The sequence below is a fragment of the Mucilaginibacter sp. MD40 genome, assembly GCF_002288635.1.
GTDB lineage: Bacteria > Bacteroidota > Bacteroidia > Sphingobacteriales > Sphingobacteriaceae > Mucilaginibacter.
The window spans coordinates 2,585,510-2,601,218 of the sequence record NZ_NRSW01000001.1; the positions used below are offsets into that span (position 1 = coordinate 2,585,510).

The following is a 15,709-nucleotide window of genomic DNA, read 5'->3' on the forward strand; positions in this document are numbered from 1 at the left end:
AAGCTAAATTGCAAGGGTGTATTTTAATACGCTGCACCCAAAAACTATCACCTGCGCTTATATGATATTAAAAAAAGCCAACGTACTTATTGTTGACGACGACCCGGATGTGCTTACCGCGGTTAAGCTGCTGCTAAAACCGCTTACCCAGGAGATCATCACCGAGAAAAATCCCGAAAACCTGAACTGGTTATTGCAGAAGAACAATATTGACCTGGTGCTGCTTGACATGAACTTCAACAGCGCCATAAATACCGGTAACGAGGGCATATATTGGCTGCGCAAGATAAAAGAATGGAAGCCGAATGTATGCGTGATCATGATCACCGCGTATGGGGATATTGACCTGGCTGTACGGTCACTTAAGGAAGGCGCTAACGATTTTGTAGTGAAACCGTGGCACAACGAAAAACTGATAGATACTATTACCGACCTGCTGGATAAAAAAGAATGTGGGCCAAAAGCATCTAAATCTGCCAAAAGCAACACCGGCCAAACTTCTATCCTTGGCGAATCGGAGGTGATGGAAGACATTTTTCATAAGGTAAATAAAATAGCCCCTACTGATGCCAATATCCTTATCCTTGGTGAAAATGGTACCGGTAAAGACCTTATGGCAAAAGCTATACACGAGCGCTCTTTAAGGGCCAACAAACCCTTTGTAAAGGTGGACGTTGGCGCCTTAACAGACTCGCTTTTCGAGAGTGAGTTGTTTGGCCACAAAAAGGGCGCTTTTACTGATGCGCGGGAAGACCGTATAGGCCGGTTTGAGGAAGCCGAAGGCGGAACGCTTTTTTTAGATGAAATTGGTAACATCAGCCTGCAGCAGCAGGCGAAGTTGCTTACCGTATTACAAAACCGTCAGGTAACCAGGCTGGGTACCAATAAGCCCATTGATATTAATATACGGTTAATATGTGCTACCAACGTGCCCTTGCAAGAACTGGCAAATGAAAATAAGTTCAGAAAAGATTTGATATATCGTATCAATACGGTTGAAATTAATATGCCGCCGCTGCGCAAGCGCGCCGAGGATATAGTGGTTTTGGCAAGGCACTTTGCTAAAATGTACAGCACTAAGTATATGAAACCTGCGGTAGATTTTGACAATTATGCGCTCAATAAACTACGCAGCTATAGCTATCCAGGGAACGTGCGCGAACTGCAATATACCATTGAGAGAGCTGTAATTATGGCCGACGATCACCTGTTAAAACCAGACGACCTTATATTCTCTGTACTGGAAGCGCCTGCTGAAAATATGATCGATGAGGACAATATCCAGTTAAGCACGCTGGAAAAAAACGCCATATTACGTGTGATTGATAAGCATAACGGCAATATAACGCGTGCAGCCAAAGAGCTTGGTTTAACCCGCACCGCCCTTTACCGCAGATTAAGCAAGTATGATATTTAACCGTTATGAGTGGCGGCTTGTGCTGCGTGTGTTATTATTATTTGCGGCGGTAACAGCTACTGTCTTAGTGATATTTGTGTTGCGGCAGTATTTGTTCCTGGTAATTACCGTACCCATGCTCACCTATTCGTTGCTTGACCTGATACGCTTTAATAAAAAGGCGCAGGACGAAGTAAACCAGTTTGTAGAGTCAATACATTATCGTGATTTTTCGCGGCATTTTGATGTGCGTAAAGCACCGAATGAGCTTAAGCCCTTGCGTAAAGGTTTTAATGACATTAACAGCACCTTTAAAGTAATCAGCCGCGAACGCGAAACACAATATCATTATCTCCAAAAAATACTGGAACTGGTTGATACCGGCATTATCAGTTATGAGCAGGAAACTGGCGAAATTGGCTGGATTAATGAATCATTCAAGAACCTGGTAGGCATACCCTATTTAAAATCTATCCATTCACTGGAGAAGCGCGAACCGATTTTATATGCTGATGTGATTAACCTGAAACCCGGCGAAGCCAAAGTAATGACCATTACACGCGAGCAGCAGCAGGTAAAAATGCTGGTGACCGCCAGTATCATGCGCAGCGAAGATAAACTGAACAAGCTCATTGCCTTTCAGAATGTAAGCGAAGCTCTGGATGAAACTGAATCAAAAGCCTGGTCGAAATTGTTGAATGTGATGACGCATGAGATCATGAATTCTGTTGCACCCATATCATCACTTGCCGATACACTTAAAAACCGCCTGCAGGCGCCGGATATTACCGATAATTTGCAAAACGTAGATCTGGAAGACATAGAATTGGGTATTGATACCATTAAACGGCGCAGCGAGGGATTGCTCAAATTCACAGAAAGCTATCGCAGCCTTAATAAGATCACCAAGCTTGATCTTAACCGGGTTATGGTGCGGGATATGTTTGAGAACCTCAACAGCCTCATGACGCCCACACTGGAAAAAAAGAACATTGAACTGGACATCATTCTCCGAGACCCGGCATTAACCATTGAGGCCGACATTAACCTGCTTGACCAGGTGTTGATCAATCTGCTGGTAAACGCTATTGAAGCGGTAAAAGACCGGGAAGAACCACAGATAATTCTTCAGGCTGAACAACAAAGTGGTAAGTTACTGCTTAAAGTGGTTGATAACGGCGTAGGTATGCCACCCGAGTTATTGGATAAGATATTTATTCCCTTTTTTAGTACCCGCAAAACCGGAAGCGGTATTGGTTTAAGCTTATGCAAGCAGATTATGCTGTTGCATAAAGGCAATATCCAGGTACAATCAACCGAAGGTAAAGGTTCGGCGTTTATTATGACTTTCCCGGTGTAATTAAATAATTTCCTATCTGCCAATTTGGCAATTATAATCCTTTGGAACAAGCATTGATATTGGGTTGATGTAAACGTTAATCAAACTAAAATCACTCAATACAATGCAAGAAAAAGGAACCATCTCGATACACACCGAGAACATTTTTCCCATCATTAAAAAATTCTTATATTCTGATACCGAGATATTTCTGCGCGAACTGGTATCAAACGCTGTTGATGCAACACAAAAAATAAAACGCCTGGCTTCATTAGGCCAATACAACGGCGAGCTTGGCGATCTGTGCGTTGAGGTTGCTTTTGATGCCGACAAAAAGACCATTACCATATCTGATAACGGTATTGGTATGACGGCCGAAGAGATCAAAAAATACATTAACCAGATCGCATTCTCGGGCGCTACTGAGTTTATGGAGAAATTTAAAGAAGCCAAGGATGCCAATGAGATCATTGGTCGTTTTGGTTTGGGCTTCTACTCGGCATTTATGGTGGCAGACAAGGTGGAGATCGAAACCTTAAGCTACCAGGATGGCGCCACTCCTGCCCATTGGGTATGCGATGGCAGCACCGAGTTTGAAATAAGCGAAGGCAGCCTGGCCGAACGTGGTACCGAGATCACCCTGCATATTAATGCTGAGTCTGAAGAGTTTTTAAGCAAGTATAAATTGCAGGAGATATTGGATAAGTACTGCAAGTTTTTACCTGTACCTATTAAGTTTGGCACTAAAGAAGATAGCATTGAGGACGGTGTTGACGAGGAGGGTAAAACTAAGTACAAAACCGTTGAGGAAGACAATATCATTAATGATACCAATCCTATCTGGACAAAATCTCCCAACGAATTAAAGGATGAAGATTACCTTAAGTTCTACAAAGAGCTTTATCCATTCAGCGAAGACCCATTATTCTGGATACACTTAAATGTAGACTATCCGTTTAACCTCACTGGTGTGCTATACTTCCCAAAAGTGAAAAACGATTTCGAATTCCAGAAGAATAAGATCAAATTGTTCTCACGCCAGGTGTTCATCACTGAAGAAGTAAAAGACATTGTTCCTGAATTCCTGATGTTGCTGCATGGTGTTATCGATTCACCGGATATTCCGCTGAACGTATCCCGTAGCTTCTTGCAGGCCGATAGCAACGTGAAAAAGATCAACAGTTACATCACCAAAAAAGTAGCTGATAAACTGGGCGACCTTTTCAAAAATGATCGCAAAGCTTACGAAGATAAATGGAGCGATATCGGCCTGTTTGTAAAATACGGCGCTATTAGCGACGAAAAGTTTTATGACAAGGCAAAAGATTTTGTCCTGCTAACCAACACAGCCAAAGAGAACTTTACGCTTACTGAATACAAGGAAAAGGTTGAAGGCACACAGACTGACAAAGATGGCCAGTTAATATATTTGTACACCAACGATGCTGATAAGCAGGATTCGTTCATACAATCAGCCAATAAAAAAGGCTATGATGTATTGCTGATGAACTCTCCTATCGACAACCACTTCATTAGTCAGTTGGAGCATAAATTGGAGAAAACTTCACTTAAACGTGTTGATGCCGATGTTGCTGATAAGCTCATTAAAAAAGATGACGCACCTGAACACGTGCTGACTGAAGAGCAGACCAAACAAGTAAAAGAAATTTTTGATAAGGCTATTAACAAACCGGCTTACCGTGTTGAACTGGAGAGCCTGCATCCTGATGAATTACCGGTTACCGTTACCATGGATGAGTTTATGCGCCGCATGAAAGATATGGCAGCCATGGGTGGCGGCATGGGCTTCTACGGCAGCATGCCCGATAACTATAAGGTTATTGTAAATGGTAACCACAAACTAATCAGCCGTATACTAAATAACGAAAATGCTGACGAACAAGCACAATTGGCTAAACAAGCATTTGATTTGGCCTTGCTATCTCAGGGCTTGCTAACCGGTGCGGAACTGACCGAGTTTGTAAACCGCAGCGTTAACCTTATATAAATTTTTATTACTCAATATTATAGCCACCTAACAAGGGTGGCTTTTTTTTTAATAAATTTATGGAATATCATTTCGGCCTGCATCTTGTTATAAAAGATAAGCTCATTATTTAAACCTGCCATGTGCAATTTTGTCAATAGAATAACCTGTTTACAAACCCATAAATAATTAAAAATGAAAAGCTTAATAAGAACACTCATGGTAATACTTATTACATCCGTAATAGCATTACCCGGCCGGGCACAAACCACCAAACAACAAAAACAAGATGAAAAAGCCGAGAAATTAAGACAACTAATAGAGTCGCGAAATTTCGTATTCCAGGCTACGTACATGTCCCCAATGGGTGGCGGGCAGATCTACCTTACCTCGCCGTATGATGTAACTATTACACGTGATACGGTTACCTCTTTTTTGCCTTATTTTGGTGTAGCCTATATGAGTACCGGCTACAGCAGCAGCGATAACGGTATTAAATTTACCTCTACAAAATTTGATTACCAGGTACAGAATCTTAAAAAAGGCGGTTACCGTATCATTATTAAACCAAAAGACGTTACCAATTTAACGCAAATGTTTCTGGAGGCATATCCTGGTGGTTATGCAAGTTTATCGGTCATCAGCGTGAACAGGCAGCAGATAAGTTTTCAGGGAAATGTTAAAGAGCGGGCGAAAACTAAAAGTTAAAGGCCCTGTTGTTATCTATATAAATTAAAGATTATGTTGAGGATTGATATACCACAAAATGGCGAACCTGCTTTTACCTATGCAGCCTTTGAACAATACAATATCCCCCTTCCGGCTAATGGCACCGATACAGAAGTAAATGGTGACGTGATATTACTTTTTGAAGATGAACAGGAAGCCGTTGAGTACTTAGATATACTGGAAGATTATGCTACCGGTTTAGATAACAACGCTACCCAGAAACCATTAGTTAACGCCCTTGTAAGCGCTATAAGTAATGATGAATTTGTACAGGCTTACCTGCGTTAAACCTGTACAAATTTCGTATTAAATATTAATATTTTTCTTTAGGTATTGCATACTGTTATTGATGCTTGCAAAAGGATCCTGAGGCATATCGTGCTCTACAAAAAAGCTTTTCATCCCTGCTATAGACGCAGCCGCGAAAACTGGTTTAAAGTCAAGCGTGCCACTGCCTACCGGTATAATATTCTCTCTGCTGGCATCCAGATCTTTTACGTGCCAAAGCGGGAAACGGCTAGGGTGAGCTTTAAACATTTCAACCGGGTCTTTGCCAGCCTTCATTGCCCAGGCAAGATCCAGTTCCATTTTTACCTTTTTCGGGTCAGTCTCTGATAACAATAGATCATACGGTACCTTATCACCAACGGGCTTAAACTCCATGTCATGGTTATGGTAGGCGAAAGTGAGCCCAGCCTTAGCTGCCGCCTCTCCGGTCTTGTTTAACACGATTATGGCCTGGTTAACCTCTTCTATAGTACCTGTAGGGATGTTGGCACATACCAGGTATTTTACCCCGCCTTCGGCCGCTTCATCAACCAGTCGCTGCATATTATCGGTAAGATTGGCCATTTTAGGTATTACCATTGGCTTACCATCGGGAGTAGTTGGCATTTTGGCTCCGGCGGGTAATTTAAACGGGGCACCCAACACATGATGCGATTTCCAAACCAGGCCCAGATCATTCGCCATAACCTTAAATTCTTTGGGCTTCATGCCATAGTAACCGCCCTTTTTGCTGAATGCTGATTCCAGTTCGCTGTAACCTGCCGACTTAATTTTGGTAAGTGTGCCCTTAACGTCGGCGTCAATCACGTTAAAGAAAGTAAATAGCTGTACACCAACAGGGTGCTTTAGTAAGTATGCTGCCGCCTTTCCGGATAATATGGCACTGCTAAGCGCAAGTGTACCCGCGCTTTGTAAAAAACTGCGTCTGTTTAAACTCATCATTTATGGTATTTAGTTTATATTGGTTATATAAAGCTAAATCAATAAAATGAGAGTAAAAAATTAATTGTGTCTGCTTAACACAATTAATTTAATGATATAAGCAATCGGCGATCAAACCTGTCCAGCCGGTTTGGTGCGATGCCCCTAAGCCCCGACCGGTATCACCATCGAAAAATTCATAAAAAAGGATGTGGTTTTTGAAATTCGGATCAGTCTGCACCTTCTGGTCGGTTCCGTTAGCGGGCCTGTATCCACGCTCATCAACTAAAAATAATTTAGATATACGGGCATAAATCTCATTGGCTACTTCTTTAAGGTTCATCATCTTACCCGACCCAATGGGGCATTCTACCTGGAGATCATTACCATAATACTCATAATAATCGTTCAGGCTTTGGATAATGAGGTAATTAAGCGGTATCCAAACCGGTCCCCGCCAATTGCTGTTCCCCCCAAACATAGGTCCGTCGCTATCACCGGGCGTATATCTTATACTCGAAGTATTGCCATCGAGAGTTACAGAAAACGGATGCTCCAAATGATACTTGGAAAGCGACCGAATACCGTACGGACTCAAAAACTCTTTTTCATCAAGCATGTAGCTTAACAAACCCTTCATACGGTGCCCCCGAAGTAAACTAATTAAGTGCTTACCGTTAGGGCTACGCTCATCCCAGCGGGACACCAGCGCGGCAAGATCGGGCCGGTTGTTCTTGAACCAGTCAAGTCTGTTACGAAATATGGGGTTTTCGTCGATGTCAATATCATTAAGTATTTCGGTAGCGAACAAGGGTATAAGGCCCACCATACTGCGGATACGCATTTTTATAGCGGTATGATCGGGCATGCGCAGCTGGTCGTAAAAAAAGTTATCACCTTCATCCCATAAGCCTTCCTGCCCGCCCTCGCCCATGCTGGACATGGCTTCGGCAATGTAGATGAAATGCTCAAAGTATTTAGAAGCTATGTCACGATAAGCTTTATTGGCTTGCGCCAGTTCTGCGGCCATCCCCATCAGGTTAAGCGAATACATGGCCATCCAACTGGTGCCATCAACTTGCTCCAGATGTGCTCCGTTGGCAAATTTAGTGTTGCGGTCAAACACGCCAATATTGTCCATGCCCAAAAAGCCGCCTTCAAAAATATTATTGCCAGCCTCGTCTTTACGGTTAACCCACCAGGTAAAGTTGAGCATCAGTTTATGAAAAATACGCTCCAGGAAAAAGGTATCACCCACTCCATTGTTAGCTTGTTTATCCTGCTGATATATTTTCCATGCGGCCATGGCATGTACTGGTGGGTTAGCATCGCTAAAATCCCATTCATAAGCAGGTAATTGGCCGTTAGGATGCATATACCAATCACGTATCAATAAATTGAGTTGATTTTTGGCAAAAGCCATATCAATGCCTGCCAGAGCTATACAATGGAATGCCAGGTCCCAGGCGGCAAACCAGGGGTATTCCCATTTATCGGGCATAGAAATAATATCGCCACGGTTATTAAAGTGCTGCCATTTACTGTTACGCGCATGCAAACGACTTGACGGGGGCGCAGGCTCTCCCGGGTCGCCCTTTAGCCATTGGTGAACATCATAGTAATAAAATTGCTTGTTCCAAAGCAGGCCGGCGTAAGCCTGCCGCCTGATCATCGCTTTTTCGGGCGCGTTATTGGCAGGCAGTAAATCGTTATAAAATTCATCAGCTTCAGCCTGGCGTGCAGCAAAAATGTTGTCAAAATCTGTAAAGTTAGCGCCTGCGTCCTCCGTTAACCTTAGTCTTATCACTTTGCTTTCCCCAGCGGCGACTTCAATATCGTAATTACAAGCCGCGCGGGTTCCTGTTTTTGATATGTTGACAGTGCCTGCCTGATTAACTATATAATCGTTTATACCATCTTTATAATAGGCTTGTTCGCCTGCTGTCCCACCAAAACGTATAGAGTTGGTTTCATTCTCGCAAAAAAGCGTTTCTGGGCCTCCTTCGGCTAAAAGATATTTAACATCAAGGTCTTGATGCTCAATATGTATGTTGCCGTTGTTATCACTCAGTTGTGGCTTGTAATTACTGTATCCCCAATCCCATGTGTTGCGGAACCAAATAGTTGGCAGTACGTTTAGCTTTGCCGCTTGTTCTGCCCGGTTAGTAACGGTTATTTTTATCAGGATGTCATCAGTCCCCCCTTTTGCATATTCTATCTGGAGATCGAAGTATTCATCGTTATTGAAAACGCCCGTATCCATCAGCTCGTATTCAGGTTGATTACGATCTCGTTTACGGTTCTCTGCCACCAGTTGATCATAAGGAAAAGGCTGCTGTGGGTATTTATACAGCATTTTCATATATGAATGCGTAGGCGCATTATCCAGGTAATAATAAAGCTCCTTTACATCCTCACCGTGGTTACCTTCGGCGTTGCTCAATCCAAAAAAACGTTCTTTAATAATATGATCCTGCTTGTTCCAGAACGCTACTGAAAAGCAAAGTAACTGCTTTATATCACATATACCGGCTATACCTTCTTCTCCCCAGCGGAATGCTTTGCTACGGGCCATATCATGGGTAATATAGTTCCATGCATCGCCATTAGCGCTGTAATCTTCACGTACGGTGCCCCATTGGCGATCGCTTACATAAGGTCCCCAACGTTTCCATCCTGTTGTTTTTAATCTGTCGGCTTCTGCACCCATATGGATAATTATTTCCAGGCATTACGTAAAAAACGCAGCCAGTTACCATTCATCATATTTTCAATATCGGTTTGGCTGTATCCTCTTTTTAATAAAATATTGGGCACTTTTTGCAGGTCTGCTATGGTTTCCAGATCATAGGGGCATTGTTCCCTGCCAAAGGCTCCGTCCAGATCGGTACCCATGCCTACATGCAAAGCGTTACCGGCCAGCTGACAAATATGGTCTATATGGTTGGCCATCACTTCTAAATTGCAATTCATTTGTTTGGGGTCTGATTGTCCCCTAATCCACCCAGGTACCATCATCCAGGCATCTAAAGCGGCACCTATTACAGCGCCTCGATTTATCAATGCCTTTATCATCTCATCGCTATACTGGCGGTTATGGTTAACCAGCGCACGGCAATTGTTGTGACTCGCCCAAACATGTCCGCCAAAATTGTCCAGTGCCTGCCAAAAGGCATCATCACATAAATGAGTAGCATCCAGGATAATGTTTAGCCGTTCCATTTCTTTTAGTAGTTGCAGGCCGTTTTTGTTCATCTTACCTGTTGCATCGGTACCATTAGCATACCGGCCCGGGCCATAATGGGCAGGACCTAATGCCCGTAGACCATAATCGTAAGCGATTTGCAGGTAAGAAATATCAATAAGCGAATCCGCCCCTTCTAAACTTAAGATATAACCTATAGGTTTGTCAACGTTGTTATGATCATTCTGCCACAGCGACACATGAGATTCTAATGAAGTTAGATTTTTTATCTGTGCCATTTCGCCAGCGTCTTCCATGGCTTTGTACCATGCCAGTTGCCCCTGCGTTTGCGCCCATGCCTGTTGGGGCGAGTGCCATCCGGGCAAATGATTATCTGGTGCCACGTATCTACCAATTTGTGTTGCTACCACCAAACCGATATTACCTTTTCTCAGTTCGGGCAAAGCAACAACGGCTTTAGCCCGGTCGGGCTTATCGGTTAAACCTTCCTCACGGGCATTAATAGCGGCGACCGGCTGCGTTAGATCCCTGTTCCATTCCAGGGCATTCATGCTGAGGTCTAAATGGGCATCTATCGTGAACATGTTCTGGATTTTAGCACCTGTTAAATGGTTATCTTTCTATCTCTCGCAATCGTTTTCCATTCACCCGAAATAAGATTGTTTTCGATGGTAATAGCTCGTTCATAAAGCGCTACCGACGGGCAAACATGGTACGGTAAGCCATATAAAACATCACCAACATTATGCTTATGGTTTACGCCCGCATCAGCCACCAGATGCTCTTCGCTGTGACTTACAAACTTCAGTTCCGGTGCATTCAGGAAAAATACGCGTTCATGCAAAGGGCGTTCCGCAGATACCGATTTATGACCAAGATCGATACAGATTTTACCATCTTCAGGCAATGATATAACCCTTGCAATCAGCAAAGCAGCTGGTTTAAATGGCTGCTCCGGATAGGCGTCGCCATATCCCTTATCCCAATACACGAATGTACCGGGACTAAGTTCCGCACCTTCAATTTCTTTCACTACCGGCATGGTTGGCGAGCCGCCCGCTATTAACAAGGGTTTTTCAAAACCCTGTTTTTGTAGTTCATCAATTAATTGATGAACAGGCTGCATGGTATTTTCTGAACGCTTTCTCCTTACTTCAAAATCACTATCATGAATGTGGCCATCATATGCATGCAAACCTTTTAAAGACAAGCCGGCTAAAGTATTACAAAATGGATATAATCTTAAGGCACCTGCGGGCTTAATACCAGTGCGGTTCATCCCAACATTCAGATCAATAAAAACCGGGACGATAATCCGATTAGCTATCGCCTGAAGAGATATTTCACTTGCAGAACGCTCATTATCTATCAAACAAGAATATCTGGTGCCCGGATAAGCTTTTATCAATTCGATAAAACGATGTAGCTTTGGCCCGGTTGGTTGATAGGCCAATAGTACATCTTCAGCACCAGCCATTCCCAGCATTTCCGCTTCGGAGATGGTTGCGCATTTGAATTTGTTAATTCCGCTGCGGATCATTAAACCTACAGCATCGGCACTTTTGTGGGTTTTAGCATGCGGGCGCAAACGCTCCTCATTATCAACCAGGCTTTTCAATAGCTCAATGTTATATTTTATCCTATCAGGATACACAACAAGCGCAGGCGTATCCAGTTCATCAACGTTATTGATGGTGTACCATTCGGCTTCTTTCACATGCAGCAGGTTTAAACCAGTTCAAATAATGCTTCAATCTCCACCGGGATATTATCGGGCAGCGATCCCATACCTACTGCACTGCGTACGCCTATGCCATTATCTTCGCCCCAAACCTTAGCAAACAACTCGCTGGCGCCGTTGATAATATAAGGGTGGCGCTCAAAATCGGGCGTGCAGTTTACCATACCCAGTACTTTTATTACACGTTTCACCCTATCCAGGCTGCCTAAGTTTTCTCGTATAGTTGCAAGCATAGCCAAACCTACTTGTCGTGCGGCAAGCTTACCATTTTCTATATCAATAGTATCACCAATACGGCCGATGATCAAACTGCCATCGTCCTGCACTGTACCGTGTCCTGATAGATAAAGATATTTACCATCAATTAAACAGGGTTTATATACACCAAGCGGTTTTGGAGCCGGCGGAAGGCTCAAACCGAGTTCCTTAAAGTTTTTTTCAGCAGAGTTCATTTGGTAAATCTATTATTTTTACCATCAAAAGCACGTCATAAACAAAAAAAGCCGGGAACCACCCCGGCTTTTACTTTATATGACCATTATTAATTAGAACTTCACAGAAACGCCGAAATTGATAGAATAGTCGGCAAAGGCAGCATCGCCATTTACGTAGGTGCCGGTTTTGGCCGAATTTTCTTTATCGGTAACACTTTGTAACCTGTTTCTTTTTAATGCTACAGGCACACTGGCGAAAATGTTAACTCTTTTGAAACTGTAATTTAAAGAAGGCTCGGCAGATAAAATATATCCCGGGCGGCGGAAACCGTCACTTTTACCAATCAGGTCGTATACAGGTATACCCTCCAAACGTGCACCAGCGGCTACGGTTAACGCGCTAAGTGCTCCGCTTAAAGTATAACTGGCACCCAGCCGGGCCAGGTACTGGTCTGGCACACTCATAATAGCCTCATTAGCCAGCGTTGGGCTTAAGGTCTCGCGGAAGGTACGGGTACCATTTATATTACGTGGGTTGGCCATGTAATACAAATTAGTATAACCATTAAAACGACCACCTAAATGTAAAAAGCCATTTAACTCTGCAATGATGCCCACACCACCATCACCCAGTTGTATCGACTGATCAACCGGGCGGCTGGATGGTGTAACATTATAAAAATAACTTCTGTAGCCATAGTCGCCGGTTGGGAGCTTAACGCCTAACCCGAGCTGCAAATTGCCGCTATGTACCTTACGGCTATCAAATAACCAACGGCTTGCCACCACACGCGCGTCACCAAAACCATGAGAATAAGAACTGTGGCGCTCTTTACCACCATGTTCATAAAGTGACGAGCGGGTATTGATAAGATAAGGTATACCTACTGTTACCGACCAAAAACGATTGAAATTACGGGTAAGGCTTAAGTCAATAGTGTTTTGCCAGTTGATTACCTCGTTATGCAGCACCTGGCGTTGCTTTTGTTCTTCGGTACCTTTAAAGTGCCTGAAAGAACGGAAATAGCGGTAAGACGATGTAAAAATCCAGCTTTTTTCTGAACCTGCAGATAAGTTTGTATCCAGCATGGGGTGTTCCATTATTGAAAATGAACCTTTGCCGCTTATAGCCACACAGCCCTGTGCGTTTACCCTACCCGACGTAAAAATTAAAGTGATAATTGCTAAGCTTAATATGCTAAATATATATTTCATTTATTGTGATTTTAAGGTGATAAATACTTAAGCTACTCCACATTGAGTAGCATGAATTTGATAAGTTTGGTTGAAAGTCCCCTTTTTAGATGATTAATGTTTTTTTGAAAAAAAACGTATTGTGAGATTTGAAGAAACACTCTGTAATGAAAGCCATAAGGCCAGCAATGTACCATAGCTACCACCCCGTTCTACCCATTCAAATATTTCATATTTAGGATAAAATAGTTCGGTTGCCGCTTTCCAGACAATAAAAACAAGCACCATACTTCTGACTGGTTTTACCAATACCAGTAATGCGGCTGCTATTTCAAACACGCCGGCAAACTGTGCCACTTTGCCCGGTTCGGAAAAACCAAGAGAGGCATATTGGCTTAATAAACCTTTCTTTTGCAAAAGGTTAAGCCAACCATGCCCGGCCAAAAGTAAAAAGCCAACTATCTTAAGGCAAGTATAAACCTTGCTGATAGTACCCGGATTTACCTCTGTTTCGGGATTGATAGGTTCAAATAAATTTTTGAAGCTTTTTATGCCTCCCGATAGGATAAGCATGTCCAGTGGTGCTCCGAAATTTCCGGCGCGCTCAATAAATTCGGCAAAAGGTTCGCCTGATGCCGGCCTCAGGAAAGCTGTAACACTTCCCCATATCACCAGCCACAAAGCAATAGCGCGCATTGGTCTAAAAAGCATTAATATACCAAGGCTGATATCCGCTACGCCTACCCATGGCATAAGCGCATAGGCGCTTTTAGCATCTATACCAAACACCGCGAAGTAGTTACACCATATTTGCTTGGTAACAATTCCGAAAGCACCATGGCCTATAAAGCACATGGATATAGCTAATCGTAGTACGTAGTGTATCTTTTGTTCTGTTCTCATGGCATGTACAATCCCGTTAGTTTGCACCGTCAGCTTTGGCTCGGGCCACTGCATATTCCCCTACTTTAACACCGGTTTGTAAGCCCACCTCGCAATCGCTACGGTAATGGATAGCTCCATATAACCTTGACATGGCCGCTTCATTTGCCATATCCATAAAGGCCTGCTTTTTCTCCGGAACCAGGTAGCCTAAAATGGTAGCCGCCGCGCCGCTAAAATTGGAGTGCCCCGAGGTATAAGAAGGGAAATTAGGTATACCTGTAAGCGTTTTTATGTTAAACATAAATTGGGTAGGCCTTGGGTTAAAATAGTAATACTTGGCATCCCAGCAAACAATGGCGGCATCCATTTCGGCCATGTTGAGCAATGCCAGGTTACGCGCCCAGCGCACTTCGCTGTAATTGTGTTTTACAAATTCATCAGCAGCAATAGCGTTCCAGTGTCCTGGAGGCGTTACGGTACCCACACCATCGGCCCAGAAAGCTACTATGCGTTCATGTTCGCGGCTGCGATTCATGCTCATTTGCAATACCTCATCTGCTTCTTTCTGAAACTCTGGAGAACTGGTTGAATATGGTGCCGCAGGGCGTAAAGCCACAACAGTTTCCGGCGAGAACAAGAACGGTGTCACCTTGGTAAAAAGCGGCAGCATTGGCGGGCGTTTAGGCAATTCAAGGCTCATCCATGGTATTTGCCCGGTAGCACGCTTGTCTGATTCCAGCTTATCCCAAAGATCTTTATTACCTATCGCGGCACCTGCTTTATCTGTACGGGCACGAGCCAAAAATACATCCGCAACCTGTTTACCTAAAGACTCACCTGCATCCAAATCAGACCGTGTGTTGGCACCGGCCATTATGCGATAGAGCTTTTCTTCCGCTGCTTTTTGGCGAATATAATCCAGGTCGCCTGGGAACAGTAATTCCATCATCTTAGCTGTTACGCCGTAAACTACAGCATCTTCGCTGGGGTAAGATGGCAGGTCAGACTTTGGAACCAACGCCTGTATAGCTACATCGTTTTTATAAGGTGCGGGCCTGTTAAACTGCTTTTTATACTTCCATGCCTGTACCAGCGCGTCATACTGGGCTGCGCTTACATAAGCGTAAGCCCTTGCCGCATATGGCGGGTTGGAGAACGGAAATAATGGATAAGCCAAAGGATTAGCTGCGCTTGGCGCAGGATAGGTGCCATCATCATTCTGGTATGGCGGTAAATTATGCTTGGCAACCAGTTCACGCAATATCTCATTCCAGCGTAATACTGAGCCAGCACTCCAGTAGGTAATAATGTCGCGTTGTTGCCTGGTTAAATTACGCTGGTAGCTTTTGATTTCGTTAAGGTCTGCCAGATAGTTTGGCGAGGTGATCGCGTCAGGCGTGGCCACGCTAAAGGTGGATGACGCTGTTAAAACCGGCTGCCATGTATCAGCATTAAGATCCTGACTGGCTGGCGCCAAAGCGGGGTACTCCTGGTTTCGCTCAATAATATCTTTTTTACATGACGAGGTGAGTACAACAGTTGCCCCCAAGCCAATCATCAATATGTGTAATATGTTTTTTCTCATTGTTT

13 protein-coding genes are annotated in these 15,709 nt (G+C 43.6%); 5 read left to right on the forward strand and 8 right to left on the reverse strand.

Features of this window, described 5'->3' with window-relative positions:
* Nucleotides 1–61 precede the first annotated feature (61 nt).
* The 5 genes from CKK33_RS11655 (at nucleotide 62) to CKK33_RS11675 (ending at nucleotide 5,739) form a co-directional block, all read left to right on the forward strand.
* On the forward strand, nucleotides 62–1,417 hold the full coding sequence (locus CKK33_RS11655; RefSeq protein ID WP_095705835.1) for a sigma-54 dependent transcriptional regulator: 1,356 nt from the start codon (nucleotides 62–64) through the stop codon (nucleotides 1,415–1,417).
* Entirely contained in the window at nucleotides 1,407–2,756 is a 1,350-nt protein-coding gene (locus CKK33_RS11660) for a PAS domain-containing sensor histidine kinase (RefSeq protein WP_095704275.1), read from the forward strand. Before CKK33_RS11655 ends, CKK33_RS11660 begins: the two co-directional genes overlap by 11 nt.
* Before the next feature lie 103 nt (nucleotides 2,757–2,859).
* Nucleotides 2,860–4,743, forward strand: a complete 1,884-nt coding sequence (gene htpG / locus CKK33_RS11665; protein ID WP_095704276.1) for a molecular chaperone HtpG — start codon at nucleotides 2,860–2,862, stop codon at nucleotides 4,741–4,743.
* 174 nt (nucleotides 4,744–4,917) lie between these two features.
* The gene (locus CKK33_RS11670; RefSeq protein ID WP_095704277.1) at nucleotides 4,918–5,430 is read left to right on the forward strand and encodes a DUF4251 domain-containing protein; all 513 of its coding nucleotides are present in this window, start codon (nucleotides 4,918–4,920) and stop codon (nucleotides 5,428–5,430) included.
* Nucleotides 5,431–5,463: 33 nt separating this feature from the next.
* The gene (locus CKK33_RS11675; protein WP_095704278.1) at nucleotides 5,464–5,739 is read left to right on the forward strand and encodes a hypothetical protein; all 276 of its coding nucleotides are present in this window, start codon (nucleotides 5,464–5,466) and stop codon (nucleotides 5,737–5,739) included.
* Between the two features lie 18 nt (nucleotides 5,740–5,757).
* Here the strand turns inward: CKK33_RS11675 and CKK33_RS11680 are convergent, their stop codons facing one another.
* The 8 genes from CKK33_RS11680 to CKK33_RS11715 all read right to left on the reverse strand — a co-directional run bounded on the left by CKK33_RS11680 (nucleotide 5,758) and on the right by CKK33_RS11715 (nucleotide 15,704).
* Complete coding sequence (locus CKK33_RS11680; protein WP_198952465.1) at nucleotides 5,758–6,681, reverse strand: sugar phosphate isomerase/epimerase; 924 nt, start codon at nucleotides 6,679–6,681, stop codon at nucleotides 5,758–5,760.
* Nucleotides 6,682–6,769: 88 nt separating this feature from the next.
* The gene (locus CKK33_RS11685; RefSeq protein ID WP_095704280.1) at nucleotides 6,770–9,370 is read right to left on the reverse strand and encodes a glucosidase; all 2,601 of its coding nucleotides are present in this window, start codon (nucleotides 9,368–9,370) and stop codon (nucleotides 6,770–6,772) included.
* 8 nt (nucleotides 9,371–9,378) lie between these two features.
* Nucleotides 9,379–10,449, reverse strand: coding sequence for a dipeptidase (locus CKK33_RS11690; protein WP_095704281.1), 1,071 nt, complete (start codon nucleotides 10,447–10,449; stop codon nucleotides 9,379–9,381).
* A 20-nt stretch (nucleotides 10,450–10,469) separates the two neighbouring features.
* A complete protein-coding gene (locus CKK33_RS11695) occupies nucleotides 10,470–11,582 on the reverse strand; it encodes a D-TA family PLP-dependent enzyme (protein ID WP_095704282.1) in 1,113 nt (370 codons plus the stop codon).
* 11 nt (nucleotides 11,583–11,593) lie between these two features.
* Nucleotides 11,594–12,058, reverse strand: coding sequence for a RidA family protein (locus CKK33_RS11700; RefSeq protein ID WP_095704283.1), 465 nt, complete (start codon nucleotides 12,056–12,058; stop codon nucleotides 11,594–11,596).
* A 93-nt stretch (nucleotides 12,059–12,151) separates the two neighbouring features.
* Complete coding sequence (locus tag CKK33_RS11705) at nucleotides 12,152–13,255, reverse strand: hypothetical protein (RefSeq protein ID WP_095704284.1); 1,104 nt, start codon at nucleotides 13,253–13,255, stop codon at nucleotides 12,152–12,154.
* A gap of 93 nt (nucleotides 13,256–13,348) precedes the next feature.
* On the reverse strand, nucleotides 13,349–14,137 hold the full coding sequence (locus CKK33_RS11710) for a DoxX-like family protein (protein WP_143822952.1): 789 nt from the start codon (nucleotides 14,135–14,137) through the stop codon (nucleotides 13,349–13,351).
* A gap of 16 nt (nucleotides 14,138–14,153) precedes the next feature.
* Nucleotides 14,154–15,704, reverse strand: a complete 1,551-nt coding sequence (locus CKK33_RS11715) for a phosphatase PAP2 family protein (protein WP_095705836.1) — start codon at nucleotides 15,702–15,704, stop codon at nucleotides 14,154–14,156.
* Nucleotides 15,705–15,709 lie beyond the last annotated feature (5 nt).